The 20,740-nt window shown below is 66.1% G+C and carries 22 protein-coding genes and 1 pseudogene; 10 read left to right on the top strand and 13 right to left on the bottom strand.

Annotation, left to right across the window (positions count from 1 at the left end; all coding sequences use genetic code 11):
• Positions 1-230: pseudogene (locus tag PMI02_RS15585) on the top strand (riboflavin biosynthesis protein RibD); the annotation flags it as partial.
• Between the two features lie 7 nt (positions 231-237).
• On the opposite strand, the gene PMI02_RS15590 reads toward PMI02_RS15585, so the two are convergent.
• The 6 genes from PMI02_RS15590 to cobA all read right to left on the bottom strand — a co-directional run bounded on the left by PMI02_RS15590 (position 238) and on the right by cobA (position 5,581).
• Positions 238-1,440 carry an MFS transporter gene (locus PMI02_RS15590; protein ID WP_007684553.1) on the bottom strand — a complete coding sequence of 401 codons (1,203 nt, stop codon included), beginning with the start codon at positions 1,438-1,440 and terminating at the stop codon, positions 238-240.
• A gap of 162 nt (positions 1,441-1,602) precedes the next feature.
• On the bottom strand, positions 1,603-2,415 hold the full coding sequence (locus PMI02_RS15595) for a phosphoadenylyl-sulfate reductase (protein ID WP_007684556.1): 813 nt from the start codon (positions 2,413-2,415) through the stop codon (positions 1,603-1,605).
• Between the two features lie 23 nt (positions 2,416-2,438).
• Complete coding sequence (locus PMI02_RS15600; RefSeq protein WP_007684558.1) at positions 2,439-2,873, bottom strand: DUF934 domain-containing protein; 435 nt, start codon at positions 2,871-2,873, stop codon at positions 2,439-2,441.
• Positions 2,866-4,500: a nitrite/sulfite reductase gene (locus PMI02_RS15605; protein ID WP_007684559.1), complete on the bottom strand. Its 1,635-nt coding sequence runs from the start codon at positions 4,498-4,500 to the stop codon at positions 2,866-2,868. Before PMI02_RS15605 ends, PMI02_RS15600 begins: the two co-directional genes overlap by 8 nt.
• Positions 4,500-4,796, bottom strand: a complete 297-nt coding sequence (locus tag PMI02_RS15610) for a DUF2849 domain-containing protein (protein WP_007684560.1) — start codon at positions 4,794-4,796, stop codon at positions 4,500-4,502. The genes PMI02_RS15605 and PMI02_RS15610 overlap by 1 nt, the downstream gene beginning before the upstream one ends.
• Complete coding sequence (cobA, locus tag PMI02_RS15615) at positions 4,793-5,581, bottom strand: uroporphyrinogen-III C-methyltransferase (RefSeq protein ID WP_007684561.1); 789 nt, start codon at positions 5,579-5,581, stop codon at positions 4,793-4,795. Before cobA ends, PMI02_RS15610 begins: the two co-directional genes overlap by 4 nt.
• 288 nt (positions 5,582-5,869) lie before the next feature.
• Here cobA and PMI02_RS15620 point away from each other — a divergent pair, with 288 nt between their 5' ends.
• Positions 5,870-6,478: a helix-turn-helix domain-containing protein gene (locus PMI02_RS15620; RefSeq protein ID WP_238539092.1), complete on the top strand. Its 609-nt coding sequence runs from the start codon at positions 5,870-5,872 to the stop codon at positions 6,476-6,478.
• Between the two features lie 313 nt (positions 6,479-6,791).
• Complete coding sequence (locus tag PMI02_RS15625; protein WP_238539093.1) at positions 6,792-7,709, top strand: GGDEF domain-containing protein; 918 nt, start codon at positions 6,792-6,794, stop codon at positions 7,707-7,709.
• Between the two features lie 238 nt (positions 7,710-7,947).
• On the opposite strand, the gene PMI02_RS26755 is transcribed toward PMI02_RS15625, so the two are convergent.
• Positions 7,948-8,229 (bottom strand): hypothetical protein, encoded by a 282-nt coding sequence (locus PMI02_RS26755; protein ID WP_162130165.1) that lies wholly within the window; start codon positions 8,227-8,229, stop codon positions 7,948-7,950.
• Positions 8,230-8,599: 370 nt separating this feature from the next.
• Here PMI02_RS26755 and PMI02_RS15635 point away from each other — a divergent pair, with 370 nt between their 5' ends.
• A complete protein-coding gene (locus tag PMI02_RS15635) occupies positions 8,600-8,956 on the top strand; it encodes a VOC family protein (protein WP_007684566.1) in 357 nt (118 codons plus the stop codon).
• Between the two features lie 4 nt (positions 8,957-8,960).
• On the opposite strand, the gene PMI02_RS15640 is transcribed toward PMI02_RS15635, so the two are convergent.
• The 3 genes from PMI02_RS15640 to PMI02_RS15650 all read right to left on the bottom strand — a co-directional run bounded on the left by PMI02_RS15640 (position 8,961) and on the right by PMI02_RS15650 (position 12,286).
• Positions 8,961-10,001, bottom strand: a complete 1,041-nt coding sequence (locus PMI02_RS15640) for a mechanosensitive ion channel family protein (RefSeq protein ID WP_007684567.1) — start codon at positions 9,999-10,001, stop codon at positions 8,961-8,963.
• A complete protein-coding gene (metC, locus tag PMI02_RS15645) occupies positions 9,998-11,218 on the bottom strand; it encodes a cystathionine beta-lyase (protein ID WP_036504148.1) in 1,221 nt (406 codons plus the stop codon). The genes PMI02_RS15640 and metC overlap by 4 nt, the downstream gene beginning before the upstream one ends.
• A gap of 72 nt (positions 11,219-11,290) precedes the next feature.
• The gene (locus tag PMI02_RS15650) at positions 11,291-12,286 is read right to left on the bottom strand and encodes a hypothetical protein (RefSeq protein WP_157222549.1); all 996 of its coding nucleotides are present in this window, start codon (positions 12,284-12,286) and stop codon (positions 11,291-11,293) included.
• 418 nt (positions 12,287-12,704) lie between these two features.
• Here PMI02_RS15650 and queF point away from each other — a divergent pair, with 418 nt between their 5' ends.
• A complete protein-coding gene (gene queF / locus PMI02_RS15660) occupies positions 12,705-13,175 on the top strand; it encodes a preQ(1) synthase (protein WP_036504156.1) in 471 nt (156 codons plus the stop codon).
• A 4-nt stretch (positions 13,176-13,179) separates the two neighbouring features.
• Here the strand turns inward: queF and PMI02_RS15665 are convergent, their stop codons facing one another.
• A complete protein-coding gene (locus PMI02_RS15665) occupies positions 13,180-13,452 on the bottom strand; it encodes a hypothetical protein (RefSeq protein ID WP_007684573.1) in 273 nt (90 codons plus the stop codon).
• A gap of 143 nt (positions 13,453-13,595) precedes the next feature.
• Here PMI02_RS15665 and PMI02_RS15670 point away from each other — a divergent pair, with 143 nt between their 5' ends.
• The 3 genes from PMI02_RS15670 (at position 13,596) to PMI02_RS15680 (ending at position 16,516) form a co-directional block, all read left to right on the top strand.
• On the top strand, positions 13,596-15,161 hold the full coding sequence (locus PMI02_RS15670; protein WP_007684574.1) for a carbon-nitrogen hydrolase family protein: 1,566 nt from the start codon (positions 13,596-13,598) through the stop codon (positions 15,159-15,161).
• Between the two features lie 107 nt (positions 15,162-15,268).
• On the top strand, positions 15,269-16,003 hold the full coding sequence (locus tag PMI02_RS15675) for a GntR family transcriptional regulator (RefSeq protein ID WP_007684575.1): 735 nt from the start codon (positions 15,269-15,271) through the stop codon (positions 16,001-16,003).
• A gap of 93 nt (positions 16,004-16,096) precedes the next feature.
• Positions 16,097-16,516 carry a heme-binding protein gene (locus tag PMI02_RS15680; RefSeq protein ID WP_007684576.1) on the top strand — a complete coding sequence of 140 codons (420 nt, stop codon included), beginning with the start codon at positions 16,097-16,099 and terminating at the stop codon, positions 16,514-16,516.
• A 499-nt stretch (positions 16,517-17,015) separates the two neighbouring features.
• Here the strand turns inward: PMI02_RS15680 and PMI02_RS15685 are convergent, their stop codons facing one another.
• Positions 17,016-17,954 (bottom strand): SMP-30/gluconolactonase/LRE family protein, encoded by a 939-nt coding sequence (locus tag PMI02_RS15685; protein ID WP_007684577.1) that lies wholly within the window; start codon positions 17,952-17,954, stop codon positions 17,016-17,018.
• Between the two features lie 168 nt (positions 17,955-18,122).
• On the opposite strand from PMI02_RS15685, the gene PMI02_RS15690 reads away from it, so the two are divergent.
• Together PMI02_RS15690 and PMI02_RS15695 are read left to right on the top strand one after the other, a co-directional pair.
• Positions 18,123-19,079, top strand: a complete 957-nt coding sequence (locus tag PMI02_RS15690; RefSeq protein WP_007684578.1) for a hydroxyacid dehydrogenase — start codon at positions 18,123-18,125, stop codon at positions 19,077-19,079.
• Positions 19,076-19,798 (top strand): 4-carboxy-4-hydroxy-2-oxoadipate aldolase/oxaloacetate decarboxylase, encoded by a 723-nt coding sequence (locus tag PMI02_RS15695; RefSeq protein WP_007684579.1) that lies wholly within the window; start codon positions 19,076-19,078, stop codon positions 19,796-19,798. The genes PMI02_RS15690 and PMI02_RS15695 overlap by 4 nt, the downstream gene beginning before the upstream one ends.
• 54 nt (positions 19,799-19,852) lie before the next feature.
• On the opposite strand, the gene PMI02_RS15700 is transcribed toward PMI02_RS15695, so the two are convergent.
• A complete protein-coding gene (locus PMI02_RS15700; RefSeq protein WP_007684582.1) occupies positions 19,853-20,587 on the bottom strand; it encodes an enoyl-CoA hydratase/isomerase family protein in 735 nt (244 codons plus the stop codon).
• Positions 20,588-20,740 lie beyond the last annotated feature (153 nt).

Genomic DNA, 20,740 nt, shown 5'->3' on the forward strand with positions numbered 1-20,740 from the left:
CCCCTGCCGGTGACCGTACGGTGCTCGTCGTCGGCGAGGCCGGGGCCTTGAAGGCTGCTATGCGGACGGGCAAGGCGGACGAGATCTGGCTGCGGCTGATGTCGCGGACGCTTGGCGGCGGCGCGCCGCTGTTCGAGGACGACATCCCGGTGGAGAACTACTTCGTCTCCGAGATGGAGACGACGCCCGAGGCGGTCCACATGCACCTCGAAAAGCGCCTGAACGCCTGAGTGCGCCTCAGGCCGGGCACGGTTCCAGCGTCTCGCGCTTATGCAGCGAGATCGTCACCAGGAAGATCGCGAGGCCGCCCAGCGCCAGTCCCGAACCGATCCAGCCGGTCGAGGTCAGGCCGTAGCCTGCCGAAATCGCCAGGCCGCCGAGCCACGGCCCTAGCGCATTCGCCATGTTGAAGGCGCTGTGGTGCGCTGCCGCGGCGAGCGCCTGCGCATCACCTGCGACGTCCATCAGGCGGGTCTGCAGTATCGTGCCGAGACCGCCGCTGAAGCCGATCAGCAGCACCACGATGCACAGCGTCCAGATGTTTCCGGCCAGCAGCGCGAACAGTGCCAGCGATGCGGCGCTGAACAGCAGGGCGGCGATCGCGGCCTTGGTCTGCGCGCGGTCGGCGACCCAGGCCCAGAATAGGTTGCCCACGGTCATGCCAACGCCGAACACGGCGAGCACGGCGGGGACGAGGCGCTCGGAGACGCCGGTGACCTCGATCATGGTCGAGGCGACGTAAGTGTAGACGCAGAACAGGCCGCCGAAGCCGATCGCGCCGGTCAGCAGCGTGAGCAGCACCTGCGGTCGGCGCAGTGCGCCAAGCTCACGCAGGGGGCTGGCCGAGGCATCGGCGGGCTGATGCGGGGCGTAAAGGGCGACCAGCGCCATGGTGATGATGGCAAGGCCGGAGACGACGCCAAAGCCGCTGCGCCAGCCGAGTTCCTGACCCATGAAGTTGGCGGCGGGGACGCCGATGATGGTCGCCACGGTGAGGCCGGACATGACCATCGCCACCGACTGCGCGCGCTTGTTGGCCGGCACCATCGATGCGGCGACGAGCGCGGCGATGCCGAAGTACGCGCCGTGCGGCAGTCCGCTGACGAAGCGGCAGAGCAGCAGCATGTGATAGCTCGGCGCGAAGGCCGAGAGGCCGTTGCCGAACGCGAAGATCGCCATGAGCGCGATCAGCAGCCGCCGCCGCTCGATCTTGGCGGCAAGGACGGCAATGATCGGCGCGCCGACCACCACGCCGAGCGCATAGGCGCTGATCGCGTGGCCCGCCTCAGGCTCGCTGAGACCGAGGTCACGGGCGAAGAACGGCACGAGGCTCATCGCCGCGAACTCGGTCGTGCCGATGGCGAACGCGCCCATCGCCAGCGCCAGGGTCACTAGCGCGGGATGGACGTGGCGGGGGGTGGTCTGGGTCTGGCTGTTCATGCTGCACTGCAAAATAAGGTTTCGTCACGATCTAGACAACAAGCGCGACGATGAAAGGACCTCAATGGTGCGATTAGTGCATGCGCGGCATCGTCCCGGGCAACTGCGGGTGAGCGCCAGGGCCTATTCTCCCCATCGCCGGGCGACAGGGAGCAATCGGCGTCAGAATACGGGGTCGAAGCCGGGGGGCAGTTCGCTGGCGGGGCCGTCTTCCTGGCCGGGGACGTGGATGCCGCATTCGGTCTTGTCCCAGCCCTTCCAGCGGCCCGAGCGCGGGTCTTCGCCCGGTGCGACCTTGCTGGTGCAGGGCATGCAGCCGATCGAGGGATAGCCTTCGGCCACCAGCGGGTGCGCGGGCAGGTCGTGCTCCTCGATGTAGGCGGCGACGCGCTCGGCCGACCAGTCGATCAGCGGATTGATCTTGAGGCGCCCTTGCGCATCGGTGGTGTCGATCTCGAAGCGGGGCAGGCTGGAGCGGGTCGCGGCCTGGAACGACTTGCGGCCCGTTAGCGAAGCGTCGAGGCCAAGCAGCGCCTTGGCCAGCGGCTTGACCTTGCGGATTTCGCAGCAGCCGTCAGGGTCCCACGACCAGCGCAGCCCGTTCTCGTCCTTCTTCGCCAGTTCGGCGTCGTCGGGCACGAGGTTGACGAGGTTCGTCAGGCCAAGGCGCTCGACCAGCAGGTCGCGGTAGACCAAGGTCTCGGGGAAGTGCTTGCCGGTTTCCAGGAAGAGGACCGGCACGCCCGGGTCCACTCGGCTGACGAGGTGCAGCAGCACCGCGCTTTCCGCACCGAAACTGGAGACGATCCCGACCTCGCCCGCCATGCGTTCCTTGAGCAGCGTCTCGAGCATCTCGCTCGTGTCGGTGCCCCGGAACAGGCGGTTGAGGCGCACGGCATCGGCCTCGGCGAACCGGGGGCCGGTGTCGATGAGGTCGCGGACGCGCTCGTTCTGGTCAGTTTCGGTACGAAGCATCGGGTGGTCCCTTAAGCCGGGCCTTACGCGGGGTGGCGCTTGGCCCAGATCGCCTGGCGGCCGTCGACGACGGTGGCCTGGTAGACGTTGTCCCAGCGGCCAAACGCATTCTGCGCGTCCGTGGGGTTGAGCGCCTTGTCGGGCGCGAAGGCATCGAAGCCGCAGCGCTGCAGGTGGCCGAGCATGTCGATCACCAGGTCGCCGACGGCGCGCATCTCGCCCTTGTAGCCCGCCTCGCGCAGGATGCGGGCGGAGGAGTAGCCTCGCCCGTCGGTCCATGCAGGGAAATTGACTTCGACCAGCGACAGGCGGTCCAGCTGCGGCAGCAGGGTGCGCGCATCGTCGCCCGGCTCGATGCGGACGGCGGTGGCATTGGACTGCTCGGCGAAGGAATCGACCGTGACGGCCGGGTCGTTGACCGCTTCGTCGTCACGGAAGCGGAACTGGACTTCAACCATAGATGGCCTCCTTGAACGGATCCATGCCGATACGGCGATAGGTGTCGAGGAAGCGCTCCTCGCCCTGCTTGTTGGCGAGGTAGACTTCGGTGGCTTTCTCGACCGCGTCGACGACGCCGTCCTCGGTGAAGCCCGGGCCGATGATCTTGGCGAGCGAGGTATCCGCGCCTTCGCTGCCGCCGAACAGGAGCTGGTAGTTTTCCAGGCCCTTCTTGTCGACGCCGAGGATGCCGATGTGGCCCGCGTGATGGTGGCCGCAGGCGTTGATGCAGCCTGAGATCTTCAGCTTCAGCTCGCCGATCTGGGCCTGCCTCTCGGCCGAGCCGAAGCGTTCGGAGATCTTCTGCGCGACCGGGATCGAGCGCGCGTTGGCGAGGCTGCAGTAGTCGAGGCCGGGGCAGGCGATGATGTCGCCCACGGTGTCGAGGTTGGCGGTGGCGAGCCCAGCATCGTCGAGCGCCTTCCACACGGTGTAGAGGTCGGCCTTGCGGACGTGGGGCAGGACGATGTTCTGCGCGTGGGTGACGCGCAGTTCGTCGAACGAATAGTCGCGGCCCAGGTCGGCCATCAGGCGGATCTGGTCGGCCGTGGCGTCACCGGGAATGCCGCCGACGGGCTTGAGGCTGATCGTCGCGACGACGTAGCCGGCCTGCTTGTGGGCCTGCGTGTTGCGGCCCACCCAGAGGCGGAAGTCGGGGTCGGACAGGTCCAGCTCTTCCGAAAGACCGGCCTCGAATGCGGGATCGGCGAAGTGCGCCTTGATACGCTCCAGCTCGGCGAGCGGCGGCTCGATCGGCTGGGTGAGCAGGTGAGCGAACTCCTCCTCGACCTGGCGGACGTATTCGTCACGGCCCAGTTCGTGGACGAGGATCTTGATGCGCGCCTTGTACTTGTTGTCGCGGCGGCCATAGCGGTTGTAGACGCGCAGGCAGGCTTCCGAGAACGTGATGAGCTGGTCGAGCGGCACGAACTCGCGGATCATCGGCGCGATCATCGGCGTGCGGCCCATGCCGCCGCCCGCGTAGAACTGCGCGCCGATCTCGCCGGCATCGTTCTTCACCATCTTGATGCCGATGTCGTGCAGGCGCATCGCCGCGCGGTCGGTGTCGGAGGCGATGACGCAGATCTTGAACTTGCGCGGCAGCACCAGGAATTCCGGGTGGAAGCTCGACCACTGGCGCAGCAGTTCCGCGTAGGGGCGCGGGTCGATGATCTCGTCTGCGGCGGCGCCGGCGAACTGGTCCGAGCTGATGTTGCGGATGCAGTTGCCGCTGGTCTGGATGGCATGCATCTCCACCTTCGCCAGCTCGGCGAGGATGTCGGGCGTGTCCTCCAGCTTGATCCAGTTGTACTGGATGTTCTGGCGCGTGGTGAAGTGGCCGTAGCCGCGGTCGTACTTGTCCGCGATGTCGCCCAGCAGGCGCATCTGCACGCTGCTCAGCGTGCCGTAGGGCACCGCGACGCGCAGCATGTAGGCGTGGAGCTGCAGATAGAGGCCGTTCTGCAGGCGCAGGGGCTTGAACTGGTCTTCGGTCAGCTCGCCCGAGAGGCGGCGGCGGACCTGGTCGCGGAATTCCTCGACCCGCACATCGACCATCTGCTGGTCGTATTCGTCGTACTTGTACATCAGATCACCCAGTTCAAATCTGAGGCCTCGGAAGGCTTGACCGTCAGGTCGAGGCGCACGGTGGGGCCGAAGGCGCGGATGCGCTCCTTGATGTGGCCCGGGCGCACGCCCTCGTCGGTCTTGGCGGCGTCGACGACATAGGCGGCGAAGACGTTCTGGACGCCTTCCTCGCGCGCGATGATCGCGGCGCCATGCTCGCCCACGTCGGCGGATTCGTTGACGTCGAGCGACCAGCCCACGCCGGTCCACCAGGTGACCGCACCGGTCTTGAGGTCGTTGCCCGTCAGGATCTTCACTGTACTGCCTCCAGCGCAGCTGCGCGAATGGTGTTGTCGTTTTCAGCGGCGACGTCGCCGATAACGATAAGCGCCGGGCTTTGCACCCTCTCGCTTTCCACAAGATGGGAAAGACCGGCCAGCGACGAGCGCAGCACCCGCATGTCGGCGCAGGTAGCCTTCTCGATCACGGCGACGGGCACGTCGGGGGCGAGGCCATCGGCGATCAGCTTTTCGGTGATCTGGGCGGAGGTCGCGATGCCCATGAAGATCACCAGCGTGCGGCCCTTGCCGGCAAGGCCCGACCAGTCCTGGTCCGACAGGCCCTTGCACTGGCCCGCCACGAAGCTGACGATCGAGGCATGGTCGCGGTGGGTGAGGGGTATCTGCGCGGCGGCGGCGGCGCCCATCGCCGAGGAGATGCCGGGCACCACCTCGACAGGGACACCGGCGGCGCGGCAGGCTTCGGCTTCCTCGCCGCCGCGACCAAACACGAAGGGATCGCCACCCTTGAGGCGAACCACGTCGTTCCCGGCCAGCGCCTCGCGCACGAGGAGGGCGTTGATCTCCTCCTGCTTCATGGTGTGGCGCGAGCGGCTCTTGGCGACCGAGACCATGCGGGCACCCGGCCGCGCCATCGCCAGGATCGCCGGATCGACGAGCCCGTCATGCACCACCAGCGACGCGCCCAGCAGCAGCCGCGCCGCGCGCAGGGTCAGCAGGTCGGGATCGCCGGGGCCGGCGCCGACGAGGTAGACCGTGCCGACGGGACCTTTGCGGCCGCCTGGGAGGGGATTCGATTCCATAGTGGCGCAGATGGAGGCGAACGCCGCTCCGCGCCAGCCAGAATGGCTTTGCGGGGGGTTAGGGAACCTTTATGAGGACCGGGCATGCGATAGGACCATTCCGGCAATAATCGGAAATGTGCGTAAATCGCAGATCGGAAGCCGCATTAATCCTCGGATTTAACCGAATCTTAACTGCACCAGTGGACGCTTGGCGCTACCCTAGGAGGCGCTACAATGCCCATTGCGGCTCATTTCGAAGTTAACAAGGCTGACGACGGACGACCGCGAGCGGAGCGGCGCAGATTATTGCTAGAAACCCAGGGTGCGCTCGAATCGGGCGCGGCGACCCAGGTGGTCCTTCACAACTTCTCCGAGACCGGCGTCCTGCTGGAAAGCCAGGTCGATCTGGAGATCGGCGAATACATCGAGATCGCCCTCCCCGAGGCACCGCAGGCCCGCGCGCGCGTGATCTGGGCGAGCGGCCGCCTTTATGGCTGCGCGTTCGAGACACCCATTCCGGCGGCGACGTTGAGCGCCGCTCAGCTGCGCAGTGCCGTGCAGTCCGAGATGGCGCTGGCCCCGCCGCCGGTACCCGCCGGGCCCGGACCCATCGGCGGGGAAAGCCTCGGTGAGCGTCTCCATCGCCTGCGCAAGCTGCGCGGCCTGACGCAGGGTGAACTGGCCAGCCGCCTCGGCGTCAGCAAGCCCACCGTATGGGCGTGGGAGCAAGGCCGCGCCCGTCCCATCGAGGAACGCATAGAGGCCATCGCCGAAGCGCTCGGCGTGGAAAGCGCGGACCTGCGGCCCAGCCGCAACGTGCCGGGGCTTGCGGACCTGATCTCACGATGCCGCGACCAGATCGCCTCGGCCATGGAGACGGCGCCCGAGAAGGTCAGGATCATGATCGAACTATGATCCCACACCATCCGGTTTTCCCGGATTTCCCCTAAATCAAACTTTCATATGTGCCCGTGAAGTTTCGGTATTTCCCGAAGCCGAGATCAATGGTAAACATAATCATAACAATAATTAGAGAATAAGTCGGTTAGTTAATGAGACTAACTTAATTGTAATAAGATTCTAAGTTAAAGATGGGCGGAAAGATCTGCGGTCATGATGCGTTTAACAGCAGTGCATCGAAGAGATTCGCATTTCCATGACGGCTATATCGCCGTCCGCTCCGTCGGATAGTTGCAGGCGGGACATTCGGGACGCACTCGGCATGGGCATGAATTTCACGTTTCAGGAAAGTTCGGTGCTCTATGGCATGCTGGCCGAGAGCACGACCGACGTCATTCTCAAGACCGATCCCAAGGGCTTTATCGTCCACGCCACTTCCGCCATATCGGACCTCGGCAGCGGCGAGCAGGTTCGTGAACCGGGGCGCGACGTGGGCGCGCTGGTGGGGCCGCACCTCCTCGATCTCGTCTCGCCCGAGGCCAAGCAGCAGATATCCCGCGCCCACGAACGCGCCATGGCCGGCGAGGACATGGGCTGGATCGAGTTTCCCGCACTCACCCGCGACAACCGCAAGCGCTGGTTCGAAATCCGCCTGCGCGCCCTGCTGCGCCATGACGGTGCGCCCTACGGCGTGCTCGGCGTCATGCGCAACGTGGACGAACTGCGCTCGCTCAGCGAGCGGCTGTTCACCGCGACCTACACCGACCCGCTTACCGGCCTGACCAACCGCACCGCCTTCATCTCGATGCTTGAGCACATGCTGGAGGCGGGGATGGACGGCTGCCTGGCGCTGTTCAGCATCGACTTCTTCCGCACCATCAACATGCAGTACGGCCAGAACGTGGGCGACGAGGTGCTCACCGTCTTCTCCGACCTCCTGCGCGAAATGCTGCGGACCGAGGACATCATCTCCCGCATCGGTTCGGAGCGTTTCGCGGTGATCCTGCCGCGCGTCACGGCCGTGGAGGCCGAAGGCATCTGCCGCCGCGTGGTGACCACTCTCGCCGAGCTGAAGCAGAAGGTCGGGACCAGTCATTTCGAGATGACCGCCAGTGCGAGCGTCGCCCGCATCGGCACAAGCCTCGATTCGACGATCGAGCGCGCCGAGATGGCGCTGTTCGTCGCCAAGGCCAAGGGCCGCAACCGCCTCGAAATGGAAAAGCCGGTCCGCCGGGCGGTGGGCTGAGGCGGGGCGAACCTCATCGCCCGACCAAGGTTGAAATGTCTGAAATCAAGGAGCCTCTGGCGGTCCTGCTTCGACCGATTTTGGGGCGAAAGCTGCCGCTTGAGAACCGGCAATCAGGTTTCTGGCATCGAGAATACGTTATCTAGCCAGTAGTCGTTCATCCAATCCTCGTATCCAAGACGTTCGCCTTGCCGACGCTCATCAGCCGACGTCCATCGTTCATTCTTTGTCATCAGCGTTACCATCGCTTGCATGCGCCATTCTTTGCCGGGCAGCGAAAACCGACGCGATGGACGATGCGGGCATTCGGGGCCAAGGTTGGAGCAAAGTGGTCCATCCGCGTCATGCGGCCTTGCAGAATGGGGCGGTCGAAAAGGTGCAAATACCTTTCTACAACTTCCGCCCAACAATCTTTGTAGTCGCAAAACATAGCAAAGGGCTTCTGGCCTTCCAGCATCAGGCGCAATTCACGATTTGTGTGAACCAGATAAGGAAGGGAGCGCAGCATGGAGTTCAGCATCGCCTAAACTTGCTGCTTATGGCCTATGACCGCAATGACAGCGAGGCAGGATAGTTCGCTTTCCTACAGGCAAAGCCGCACGGTATGGTCGGGGCATGCCCCAGCCAGCACCTTGCCACATGTCGCACAACGCCAAGTACAAAATGCCCCGAGGTACGCGCAAGGTGACACCTGTCACCCACAAGGCGACACCTTTCCAGCCCAAGGCGACACTTTTCCGGCGCAAGGCGACACATCCGGTCCCAAGGCGACACTTTTCCTCTCTGGACCGTGTAAACCGTGTAAACCGGCGCCGCCCCAGGTTACGAAACAACTCTTGGCTTTCGGCCACCCGGGAGTACGCTTCCGAACCGGACTCGAGGAGCGGTACATGGGCGTGACGGGCATTGGCGGTATGTTCTTCCGGTCGGAGAACCCGGAGGCGCTGCTGAAGTGGTACCGCGAGCATCTGGGCGTCGTCATGGAAGGGCACGAGCCCTGGCAGCAATCGGGCGGGCCGACGGTGTTCATGCCCTTTGCGCGCAGCACCAGCTACTGGCCCGACGACAAGCAGTGGATGATCAACTTCCGCGTCACCGACCTCGACGACATCCTCGCCACTCTGCGCAAGGCCGATATCGCGGCAGTGACCGACCCTGCCTGGGACTCGGCGGAGGCGGGCCGCTTTGCGCACATCCACGATCCCGAGGGCAACCCCATCGAACTGTGGGAGCCGCCGGCTGAGTAAGCCGTCAGTCGGCCTCGTCGCTGCCCTGCCGGCCGCGTATGGCCTCGATCAGGTCGCGCATGGCCTCGGTGTCGCGCAGGTTGAGGTCGCGCTGGGGGAAGGGCACCTTGATGCCGTTCGCGCGCATCAGCCGCCAGAGCGTCTTGAGCACGTCGGAACGGACATTGCCGATGCCTTCCTCGGGGTCGGTGATCCAGCAGTGGATGACGAAGGCGATGCCGTTCTCGGCGAAGCTGTCGAGCCAGACGGTGGGCGGCGGAGCCACCAGGACGCGCGGCACCGAGCGGGCGGATTCGAGCATCAGTTCCTCGGCCTGCTCGATGTCGCAGGCGTAGGGGATCACCACGGGAACCTGGATGCGCACGTTGCGGCTGGAGTAGGACCAGTTCTCGACCTGATTGATCATCAGGTTCTCGTTCGGGATCAGGTATTCCTTCTGGTCGCGCGTGGTGAGCGAGACGGCGCGGATGCCGATGCGGCGGATCTGGCCGAAAGTGTACTGGCCGCCCTGGTCGGTGATGGCGATGACGTCGCCCGGCTTGATCGACTTGTCCATCAGCAGGATGATGCCGGCGATCAGGTTGCCGAAGGTCTTCTGCAGGCCGAAGCCGATCGCGAGGCCGAAGGCGCCGGAAAACACCGTCAGCGCGGTCAGGTCGATGCCCAGCACGTCTATGCCGACAAGGATAGCGATCGCCCAAATGAACAGGCTGGCCATCTTCTCGGTCAGCAGCCGCTGTGTCACGTCGAGGCCGGTTGCCCGCGCCAGAATCCGGCTGGACAGGCGGCTGGCGCCCCATGCGACCGTGATGACCAGCGCCAGCACGGAGACCACCACGACGAAGTCCCAGATCGAGAATCGAGTTGCGCCGACCTGAAGGGCAAGCTTGTCGAGCGTGTTGACGACGTCGCCGAACGTGTCGCTGCGGGAGGCGACGGCGTCCTTGATGCCGTCTGCCCCGGACATCTGCGGCTGGCGGATGACCACTGCCGTCGCCGTCGCGGTGGGGGAGGGCGTTGCGGTGGCGACGGCGGCGATGTTCACGGCTCGCGCCAGGCGGCGAGCGCCTGCTCGATGTCGGCGATCAGGTCGGCCGGGTCCTCGAGCCCGATGGCGAGGCGCACGCCGTGGCGGTCGCTTTCCTGCGCGGGCTTGGGGGGCCAAGGCATGCGGCTGCGGTAGCCCGACGGTTCGATCGGCAGCGCGAGGCTCTCGAACCCGCCCCAGGAATAGCCGATGCCGAACAGCTGCAGCGCGTCGATGAAGCGGTTGCGGGCGGCGGCGGTGGAGCCCTTGAAGACGAAGCTGAACAACCCGCAGCCGCCGGTAAAGTCGCGGCTCCAGATATCGTGTCCCGGCGCTCCCGGCAGCATCGGGCAGAGCACTTGCGCGACTTCCGGGCGCCCGGCGAGATAGCTGGCGATGGCGAGCGCACTGTCGGTCTCGTGCTTCAGGCGCAGGTGCAGAGTGCGCAGGCCGCGCAGCACCAGCGCCGCGTCGTCGGGCGATACAACCGTGCCGAGCTGCTGTGCGCGCTGGCGCAGCCTGCCGTAAAGCTCCGGGCCAGCGCTGGCGCTGCCCATCATGACGTCGGAGTGGCCGCCGACGTGCTTGGTCAGCGCCATGAGCGCAACGTCGATCCCGCGCTCCAGCGCCCGGAAACCGAGCGGGCTGGCCCAGGTGTTGTCGAGCACGGAGATCGCGCCCTTTTCTCGTGCGATATGCGCCAGCGCCGGCAGATCCGCCATCTCCATCGACAGGCTGCCGGGTGCCTCGAGAAGCACGGCGCGGGTGCGCTCGCAGAACAGCGCCCCGTACCCGCCGATGTCGAGCGGATCGAAGAAGCGGGGTTCGATGCCGAGGTCGGTGAGCAGGCCCTTGCCCATGGTGCGGGTGGGGTCATAGGCGTTGTCGCTGATCAGCACGACGTCGCCCGGCCGCAGCAGGGTAAGCATGACTCCGGCGATGGCGGCGACGCCCGAGGGGTAGAGCACGGTCCCCTCCGCGCCCGGCTCCAGCGCCGTCAGCGCGTCGCTCAGCGCCCACTGCGTCGGCGCGCCGCGGCGGCCGTAGAAGAAGCGTCCGTCCTCGTTACGGCGCGGCCCTTCGGCGAGCGCGGCGGTGTCGGGATAGAGGTGGGTGCTGGCGCGCCAGATCGGAGGGTTGACTACCGGCCCGGTCCATTCACGCCGCCGGCCGGCCCCTACGATCCGGGTCGCTTCCGACAGGTCGCCAGGGCGTTTGCTGCTATCCAATGTCATCTCCGCGTGTCGTCAGGTGGACCCTAGGACACTTTCAGGTTGCGGGGAAACAGTCGTCTAAGTGTGCTGCGTTTACCCTGCGGCGCGGCGCTGGTCGGGCTGGAGCGGATAGCCGCGTGCGGCTTCGACTTCGCGGCTGGCGAGCTGGCGATGCTCCTGCGGACCAGTGTCGAGACGCAGCGGCGAAAGGGCCGCCGCGCCGCCGTCGATGCCCACGGTGAAGACACGGCGCATAGCCACGTCGCCGTTCTCATCGCCCAGGCAGAGGCGTACCAGCGGAACGAAGAATGAGGCGCTGCCCTGCTGCAGCGGGCGGATGTGGCTGAGCGGCAACTGCAATTCACCCTTCAGCACTACGGTCTCGCCGGCTGCGATGGGAGGCACTGCCTTTAGCTGCTTCAGGGCGGCCAGCGCCGGGGCAAGCTGCTGTTCGGGCGGGATCGAGGCGTGGGCCCCGATCATGTCGCCGAACAGATTTGCGGCGCAAAGATCGTCCCCGGCCGTAATCGTCAGGCGATACTGAAGGGTCGCATAGACCAGCGAAAGTCGCAGCCCGATCGGCTCGAACGAGAGCGTGGCCGACGATGCGGCGGGCGTTGATTCCGGCATGTCGAAAGCCGGTTGCGGGACAACGGGAACGGGCTCGAAAGGGACGCTGGCGACGCTGGCAGCCAGTACCGGGGTGGGTGACACTTCAACGGCCGGAGCAGCAAATTGCTCGGGCTTGGCCAGTTCCTCCGGCTCGGCCACACTGGGGCTTTCCGCACCCTTGCGACGGCGCAGGAACGCGATGATCGCGCCCACCGCTGCCAGCAACGCCAAAGGCCCAGCCCACCACCAGACCGGCCAGGTCCCCTGGCGGCTTTCAGCCGCATCGATCGGAGCTGCGTCGACCGGCGCAGGCAGTGCCGCCGCCTCGGATGCCGCCGGCGCTCCCGGCGTGTCGGAGGCGACGGGCGAAGGGGGCGTCGAGAGCCGAGGCTCGGGCGATGCCGCCGTCGCCCGCGGTGTGACCGAAGGCGCCGGGTCCGGCGAAGCAGACGGACGAGACGCCGGCGTCGCGCTCACGCGCGGAGGCGGAGCGGGGTTCAGTGTAGGCACGGGGGTTGGGGCGGCCCGAACTGGCGCGGGCGCCGGGCTGGGCACCTCAGTCGGCTCCGCGCTTGGCCGGACTACCGGATTCTGTCCGTCGACGGGCCCCTGCACCCGGGGCGCGCCCGGCGTCGCTGTCGGCTCGGGCAGGCTCCAAGTATTGGCCGATTGGGCGGCGGCCGAGCCAATACCCGCGAGCATGAGCGCCGAAATCGCAGTCGCTACCGCCGCGTGCGAAAAAATTGTGGTGTTGCCCCTCATGACCTCGCCATCGTCACCCCATGCGCGGTGAACCGCGCGTTAATGCCATGGTCACACGCGGCGAGCCGTTGCAAGCCCCGGGCCGTCCACGAGGTGCTTGTCTTGTCGATAGGTTGGAGGCATGGCCTCGGAGATGAGCGACACTCCCATTTCCTCCTCCATGCCGCTGCATCTGGGCCAGCAGAGTGCACTTCCCACTTCGCCCGAAGAGGCAGTGCTGGACTACGTGCCCAATCCGCGCGTCGGCAGCCTGTATCTCGTCCGTTTCGCGGCGCCCGAATTCACGTCATTGTGCCCGGTGACAGGCCAGCCCGATTTTGCACATCTCGTACTCGACTATGCGCCGGGAGCGGCCATCGTCGAGTCGAAGAGCCTGAAGCTGTTCCTGGGTTCTTTCCGCAATCATTGCGGATTCCACGAGGACGTGACGGTCGGCATTGGCCAGCGCCTGTTCGACGAGATGAAGCCCAAGTGGTTGAGGATCGGCGGATACTGGTATCCGCGAGGGGGCATTCCGATCGATGTGTTCTGGCAGTCCAGCGCACCGCCGGAGGGGCTCTGGGTGCCCGACCAGGGCGTACAGGGCTATCGAGGCCGGGGTTGAAGCGTCAGTATCCCGCGTCGGCGAATCTGACGCCGTTGACGCGCGTGAGGTCGATAATGCCGGTTCCGATAGAAGCCATCTGACGGCTGCTCAGACATTGCGCGTAGACCGTCGGCGCTTCGGCGCGGCGGGCCGCGTCTGTTTCGAGCGCATCGTCGAGGCCGGCTGTGCACATGGCGCGCGTTTCGTAGGTTTGGACTGGAGACTCGAGGCGCTCGCAGGCCTTGCCGTCGTCGGAGCAGGCGAACAGGGCGAGGGCGAAGAGAGTGGCGCTCATAAGATGTCTCCTTCCTTGTTGAGAGAACGGATGGGTGCCCACATGTATCCCGTCAGCCCGAGAAAAAGCTGAGTCCGATCAGTATGCTGCGCTGCAAATAAGCGCTGGAACCTCGCGCCTAGCAGCGCGTAGTACCTGCACCCATGGACCAGACCAAAGCCAAGCTCGTAATCCGCCAGGCCACCGTCGCGGATGCGCCCGCGATCGCCCGCCTCTCAGTTAAGGTCTATGGCAAGGCCGACGCCTTCACCCGCGCCGAGATACGCGGGCAAGTGATCAATTTCCCCGAGGGCCAGTTCGTCGCAGAATACGAGGGCAAGGTCGTCGGCCACTGCGCCACGATGATCGTCACCTCCGAACTCGCCTTCAAGCCGCATACCTGGGAGGAGATCAGCAACGGCGGCTATGGCCGTCCGCCCGCGCCCGAGGGCGACGTGCTCTACGGTTTCGAGGTCTGCGTCGACCCCGACTACCGGCGCCTCCGTATCGGCCAGCGCCTTTACCGCAAGCGCCGCGAGGTTTGCCAGTACTTCGAGCTGAAGGGCATTGCCTTCGCCGGCCGCATGCCTGGCTACATGCGCCGCAAGCGCCAGTATCCCGACCCGGCCGACTACGTGCAGGCGGTGCGTGACAAGAAGGTCCGCGACCAGGTCATCAACTTCCAGATGAACGAGGGCTACGAGCCTCGTGGCATCCTGCCCGACTACATTCCTACCGATCGCGAGAGCGGCGGTAACGCAGTCCTGATGTACTGGCCCAACCCGCTCGCCCCGCGCGACACGGGCAAGGCCGTGCCTGGGCTCAAGGAGCGCGTGCCCTCCAGCGTACGCGTCGCCACCGTCCAGTTCCAGATGCGCAAGATCGAGACGATCGACCAGTTCGAGGCTCAGGTAGAATACTGGATCGATGTCGCCGCCGACTACGAAAGCGATTTCGTGGTGTTTCCGGAGCTCTTTACCCTCGAACTGCTTTCCATCGAGGAGACCAAGCTCGAGCCGGTACAGGCGATCGAGAAGGTCGCCGAATACACCGAGCGCTTCGTCGAGTTCATGCAGGGCATGGCGGTGAGCTACAACATCAACATCATCGGCGGCTCGCATCCCACCCGCGTCAAGCTGGGCGGCGGCAAGAGCGAGATCCGCAACATCGCCTACACCTTCCTGCGCGACGGCGCGGTGCACGAGACGCAGAAGCTGCACCCCACTCCCTCCGAACGCCGCTGGTGGAATGTGCGCGGCGGTTACGGTGCCAACGTCATCCAGACCGACTGCGGCCCGATCGGCGTCATGATCTGCTACGACAGCGAGTTCCCCGAACTCGCCCGCCACCTCGTCAACCAGGGTGCGCTGATGTTGTTCGTGCCGTTCTGCACCGACGAGCGGCGGGGCTACCTGCGGGTGCGCTACTGCGCGCAGGCCCGTGCGGTGGAGAACCAGTGCTACGTCGTGACCTCGGGTGTCGTCGGCAACCTGCCCAACGTCGAGAACATGGACGTCCACTACGCCGAGAGCGCCATCCTCACGCCCTCCGACTTCCCCTTCGCCCGCGACGGCGTGGCGGCGGACACCGCGCCCAATACCGAGACCATCGCCATCGCCGACCTCAGCCTCGACGCGCTGCTTACGGCGCGGCAATCCGGTGCGGTGCAGAACCTCAAGGACCGCCGCTTCGACCTTTACCGCGTGGAGTGGACGCAGACGAACGGCTGACAGTACCGATGCGCCGGTGCGGATTATCGCCGCACCGGCGCATTCGCGATTTGGCGTAGCGCTCGCTTGGGGTTATGCGCGATCGTATACCACCTGATGGAACACCGATGATCAAAGACCCGGGCCCCCTTGCTGGACAGGGCGTCGCCAGCCAGCGCGTCGCCGACATCCTCGCCGAGCGTATCCTTTCGGGCGACCTCGCGCCCGGCGCCCGCATCAAGCAGGACGAACTGGCCGACGAACTGTCCACCAGCCGCATCCCGGTGCGCGACGCCCTGCGCATGCTGGAGGCGAGGGGCCTCGTCACGATGCGCGCCAACGCGGGCGCGCGCGTCACCAGCCTGACCCGGCGAGATCTCGAGGTTTCCTACGAAATCCGCGAGCGTATCGAGCCGCTGCTGCTGGCCGACAGCGTCCCCCATCTCACCGACCAGGACATTGCCGACCTGCGCGCCGTCATGGAGCGCAACGAGAGCGTCACCGACGTCGACGAGGCGATCGCGCTGGGCCGTGAGTTCCACTGGATCACGTATCGCCGCCATTCGACGCCGCTCCTCGCGCAGATCGTCGAGCGGGTATGGGACACCACGCAGAGCTACCGCCGCGCCTACATGAAGCTGGCGATGGGCAACACCACCACCGGCGGCGGCCGCACTCACGACATCGAGCATCAATTGCTGTTCGACTGCATCGCCAAGCGCGAGGTCGAAACCGCGCAGGCTGCGCTCGTCATGCACATCCGGCGCACCCGCATCGGTCTCGTGCGCTATGGCCACCTGCTGAGCGGCATGGGCGGGGAGGGCGCTCCCTATCCCTCGCCCCTGCTCGACGCGGCCGAGTGACCGGCGCCCCGGCGTATACATTACCCGCTTGCGCCCTGCGGCAGGGCCGTTAGGCAAGCACCAGTTTCGGCAAACCGGAGAGAGCCCATTCCGATGATCACCCTCGACCAAGCCCGTACCCTGATTGCCGCCACCCGCTCCAAGGGCCGGGAGATGAGCCTCAACCCTCTGACGATCGTTATTCTCGATTCCGGCGGACACCTCGTCGCGATGGAGCGTGAGGACGGCTCGGGATATGGACGTCCCGACGTTGCTAGCGGCAAGGCGGCGGGCGCACTGGCGATGGGCGTGTCGAGCCGCAAACTCGGCGACATGGCCGCGGACCGGCCGCAATTCATGGCCGCGCTTTCGGCGGCGTGGAACGGCAGGCTGATTCCGGCGGCCGGCGGCGTGCTGGTCAAGGACGATGCGGGCAACCTGCTCGGCGCCATCGGCGTCAGCGGCGACCTGTCCGACAAGGATGAGGAAGCCGCTTTCGCCGGCGTCGCGGCAGCGGGCCTCATCGCAGGCTGAGGTCGGCACTTTCTGCGCTCGCAGCGGCAGAGGTTTACACGGTTTACAAGGTCCAGGGGAGAAACTGGGGCCCGACGGCCCTGGATGTGTCGCCTTGCGCCGGAAACTTGTCGCCTTGCGTGCAAGAAGTGTCAACTTGAGCGCCGCACGTGTAACCTTGCGGGTTACAGGTGTAACCCTGCGGGCGACAGGTGTAACCTTGCAGGTGACAGGTGTAACCCTGCAGGTAACGCGTGTGACCTTGCTTGCGCAGAGCGACACTTTGGCCTTCCGGGCGGGCGCGGTGGGGGAACGGGTTTGCCTGCTCATGCCGAAAGCATATCGCGCCAGCCATCCTGTAGGAAAGCGGGCAGTCCGCTGCAGATCGCCCGCAGTTTGCAACTGCGCGAACGCTACGATGGCATGAAGAACTATGGGTCGACCGCGATTTCACAGATAGCGCAGCCGTCCACCATACCTAAGCGCCGCGCGGACGGCACGGTCCGGCCGCTCGGCCGCGTCACACGGATGCGGTGAAGATCTCCCGGCCCGGCTCCGGCATCTCTACCTTGTAGACCGTTCCGGTGCTGGATTCGGTGAAGAACAGCCACTTGTTGCCGGGTCCGCCGTAGGCCGCGTTGGTGGTGTAGCGGCCCTCGGGCACGTCGATGCGCAGCATGGGCTCGCCCCGGTCCGAGAACAGCCAGATTGCCCCGAAGCCGACGTGGCAGACCACGAGGTTGTCGTTGGCGTCGATGGTCAGCCCGTCCGGACCCGATCCGCCCGACATCTGGATATAGGTGCCGACCTTGGAGATCACCTCGCCCCCCGGCTCGCCGCTGGCGTTCACGAGCGGGCAGCGCCACACGGCGTTGGCGCGTGTGACGGCGAGATAGAGCGCGGTCTCGGCCTTGTTGAGCACGAGGCCGTTGGGGCTGGGAATGTGGTCCAGCATCAGTTCCAGGCGCTTGCTCCCGGCGCGCACGCGGAACAGGCGGCCGTTGGGGTTGTGCCAGCCCGACTGGCCCTGGTCGGTGAACCAGATGTCGCCGTTTTTCGCGATCGTCAGGTCGTTGCAGCCGAGGAACGGCTCGAGCAGGTAGCGTTCGAACCACCGCTCGGTCTTGCCGGTCGAGATGTCGCAGATGACCATGCCCTTGTGATGGTCGGCGATCAGAAGGCGGCCGTCGGACAGGAACTTCATGCCGTTGGGTTGGCCGTCGTATTCGAAGCCGAGCTCGCAGCTGCCGTCCGGCGCGATCCTGAACAGGCGGCCCCAGGGAATGTCGGTGACCCACAGATTTCCTTGTGCGTCGAACACCGGGCCTTCGAGGAAGACGGGCGCGGCGGCGCCGTGAAGCTGGACCTGCGCCCATTCGGTCTTCTCGCCGAAGCGGCGGAAGTGATCGGGAATGCGGCAGAAGACCTCGGCCGTGACGGCGGGGGGCGCGGCGAACATCGCTCTCTCCTCAAGTGATCGCCCGGACGGCTTACGCCCGGATCGGATACATGTCTCTCGCGCAGACCCCTATTACGCCTTGACCGCGCGGCAAAGTGCTTTCACGACATGAGCACACACAATATCGCCGGATGGTATACATCGGGTGGCTTCCGGAGGGGGAAATCGATGGGTTCGCGTGAACTCGTCTGCATAATAGATCCAATCCATCCGGCCGGAATGGAACGCATCGCCTCGGCGCATGACGTGATCGGTCCGGAAGGATGGCGGGATGATCCGCGGCTGGCCGGAACGAGCGTGATCGTGATCCGCACCAGTCCGCTGGGCCCCGACATCTTCGGGGCTATGCTCAATCTAAAGGCCATCGTGAAGCACGGCGCGGGGGTGGACAATATAGCCATTCCCGCTGCGAGCGCGCAGCGCGTGATGGTCGCCAACACGCCGGGCGGCAACAACTCCACCGCCGTTGCCGAAGGGGCGGTAGCGATGATGCTCGGCCTGCTGCGCCGCACGCGCGACATGGACGCCCTCGTGCGTGAGAACCGCTGGGACGAGCGCTGGGGCATCCGCCTCGCCGACCTGACCGGTGCGAAAGTGGGCCTGATCGGCTTCGGGCGCATTGCTCGCTACGTGGCGAAGATCTGCGGCGCGGGCTTCGGGGCGCAAGTGGCCGCATACGATCCGATGCTGGCTGATGAGGATATCCGCGCCGCCGGGGCCGAGCCCATGGACCTCGCGGGCATCCTCGGCTGCGATATCGTATCCATTCATACACCCCTGACGGAAAGCACCCGCAACCTCATCGATACCGTCGAGCTGGGCATGATGAAGCCCCACGCGATCCTCGTGAACTGCTCGCGCGGGGGTATCATCAACGAAGCCGCGCTGGCCGAGGCGCTGCGCGTGGGCCAGATCGCGGGCGCGGGCATCGACGTGTTCGAGGACGAGCCGCCCGCCGCCGACCATCCGCTTTTTGGCCTTTCCAACTGCTTGCTCTCGCCCCACGTCGCCGGTGTCACCGAGGCAGGGATGAAGGACATGGCGCTGAACGTGGCGGCCGTCATCGAAACCGTCAGCCGGGGCCAGACGCCCGCGACGCTGCTCAACCCGGAGGCTATCCAGTGACCGTGCCCGTGAAGTCCGTGATCTATGCGAAGATCAACCGCCCCGACCCCGCGCTGCTCGCGCGCGCCGCGAAGTTCGGCATCGCCGACCTGCACGAGGGCCTCGGCGAGATCGCCGGCCGCATGTGCCTGATGAGCCCGGGCATGGTCCCGATCGCGCCCGGCCAGAAGGTCTGCGGCCCGGCGGTGACGGCATGGAACTTCCCGGGCGACAACCTCGCCATCCATGCCGCGCTCTACACTGCCGAGGCGGGTGACGTGCTGGTGCTGACCAACGGCGGCGGCAGCCAGGGCGCGCTGTGGGGCGACGTCGCCTGCGGGTTCGCCAAGAAGAAGGGCCTCGCCGGCACCGTCGTCCACGGCGCCACGCGCGACGTCGATGCGATCCGCGAACTGGGCTATCCGGTCTGGTCGACCGCCGTCTCGGTCGAGCATCCCAAGAAGCGCGGCCCCGCGGCGGTCAACGTGCCGCTGGTGGTGGACAACGTGCTGGTCGAGCCGGGCGACGTCATCGTCGGCGATTCGGACGGCGTGCTGGTGATCCCACGCGGGCTGCTCGAACTGGCCGTCACCAACGCCGAGGCGCGCGCCGCCAAGGAAGTCGAATTCCGCCGCCGCATCGCCGAGGGCGAAGTGCTGTTCGACATCCTCGGCATGCGCCAGCTCGTGGAGGACCTCGGCATCGAAATCAAGGACTGCACCTGGGAGGAGGACCGCTAAGGTCCATGCAGGGAGGCCGGGGCTGCTTGAGAGGGCCGCCCCGGCCTTTTTCCGCTACTTCCGGCTGAACCGCGCCAGCCGTTCGGCATGGTCGGGTGCGAAGCCGGGGTAATGCTCGAACTCGTATGCAAGCCCCTGCGCCAGCGTCATGCCGTCGGTGGCGGCTAGGAGCTTCTTGGTCTCGGCATTGGTGTGCCATGAATTGGCGAGGATTTGCGCCGCCAGTTCCGCCACGTGCGCGTCCAGTTCCCCGTCTGCCACCAGCACGTCGATCAGCCCGAGCGCGGCCGCTTCAGGCGCCTCGATAGCCTGCGCGGTGAACATCAGCCGCTTGGCCTGCGCGGCGCCGATGCGACGGGGCAGGCGCTGGGTCATGCCCCAGGCACCGACGAGGCCCCACTTGCCGTGCGTGTCGGCGAACCGCGCCGAGCGCTCCGCCACGATCAGGTCTGCGGCGAGGGCGAGTTCCAGTCCTCCGGTGAAGCATACGCCGTGGACCGCCGCGATGACCGGCTGGGGCAGGGCGGCAAGACGGGCGACGACGCGGGGCTTGAAGCGGCTGTCGGTGAAGCCCGGTCCGATGCCGCCGATGTCCGCCCCTGCGCAGAACGCCCGGCCCGAGCCCCGCAGCACCACGCAGCCGACCGAGGCGGCCTCGCTTTCCAGCGCGGCGCAGTGAGCGTCCAGTTCCTCGAACGTCGCGGTGTCGAGCGCGTTCAGCTTGTCCGGGCGGTTCAGCGTCAGCGTGCACAGCCCGTCCCTGTCGTCGCGCAGGATACGTTGCGTCATCGGCGGCTCTCCCGTGTTTTCGGGGCCGAGGATAGCGCGCCGGCATGGCGGGGCAAAGCGCCAGGGCGGTGCCTGCGACGGGGCCGGAAGTTAAAATTATGCGGCACTGCACAATGGCACTTGCCGCCCCGCTGGCCTGTGGTAGCCATGACG

This window comes from Novosphingobium sp. AP12 (assembly GCF_000281975.1).
Classification (GTDB): domain Bacteria; phylum Pseudomonadota; class Alphaproteobacteria; order Sphingomonadales; family Sphingomonadaceae; genus Novosphingobium.

Coding starts and splice junctions, on each gene's coding strand:
- PMI02_RS15590 (WP_007684553.1), bottom strand. CDS start 1,440: ATGAACAGCCAGACCCAGACCACCCCCCGCCACGTCCATCCCGCGCTA.
- PMI02_RS15595 (WP_007684556.1), bottom strand. CDS start 2,415: ATGCTTCGTACCGAAACTGACCAGAACGAGCGCGTCCGCGACCTCATC.
- PMI02_RS15600 (WP_007684558.1), bottom strand. CDS start 2,873: ATGGTTGAAGTCCAGTTCCGCTTCCGTGACGACGAAGCGGTCAACGAC.
- PMI02_RS15605 (WP_007684559.1), bottom strand. CDS start 4,500: ATGTACAAGTACGACGAATACGACCAGCAGATGGTCGATGTGCGGGTC.
- cobA (WP_007684561.1), bottom strand. CDS start 5,581: ATGGAATCGAATCCCCTCCCAGGCGGCCGCAAAGGTCCCGTCGGCACG.
- PMI02_RS15625 (WP_238539093.1), top strand. CDS start 6,792: ATGAATTTCACGTTTCAGGAAAGTTCGGTGCTCTATGGCATGCTGGCC.
- PMI02_RS26755 (WP_162130165.1), bottom strand. CDS start 8,229: ATGCTGAACTCCATGCTGCGCTCCCTTCCTTATCTGGTTCACACAAAT.
- PMI02_RS15635 (WP_007684566.1), top strand. CDS start 8,600: ATGGGCGTGACGGGCATTGGCGGTATGTTCTTCCGGTCGGAGAACCCG.
- metC (WP_036504148.1), bottom strand. CDS start 11,218: ATGACATTGGATAGCAGCAAACGCCCTGGCGACCTGTCGGAAGCGACC.
- queF (WP_036504156.1), top strand. CDS start 12,705: ATGAGCGACACTCCCATTTCCTCCTCCATGCCGCTGCATCTGGGCCAG.
- PMI02_RS15665 (WP_007684573.1), bottom strand. CDS start 13,452: ATGAGCGCCACTCTCTTCGCCCTCGCCCTGTTCGCCTGCTCCGACGAC.
- PMI02_RS15670 (WP_007684574.1), top strand. CDS start 13,596: ATGGACCAGACCAAAGCCAAGCTCGTAATCCGCCAGGCCACCGTCGCG.
- PMI02_RS15675 (WP_007684575.1), top strand. CDS start 15,269: ATGATCAAAGACCCGGGCCCCCTTGCTGGACAGGGCGTCGCCAGCCAG.
- PMI02_RS15680 (WP_007684576.1), top strand. CDS start 16,097: ATGATCACCCTCGACCAAGCCCGTACCCTGATTGCCGCCACCCGCTCC.
- PMI02_RS15685 (WP_007684577.1), bottom strand. CDS start 17,954: ATGTTCGCCGCGCCCCCCGCCGTCACGGCCGAGGTCTTCTGCCGCATT.
- PMI02_RS15690 (WP_007684578.1), top strand. CDS start 18,123: ATGGGTTCGCGTGAACTCGTCTGCATAATAGATCCAATCCATCCGGCC.
- PMI02_RS15700 (WP_007684582.1), bottom strand. CDS start 20,587: ATGACGCAACGTATCCTGCGCGACGACAGGGACGGGCTGTGCACGCTG.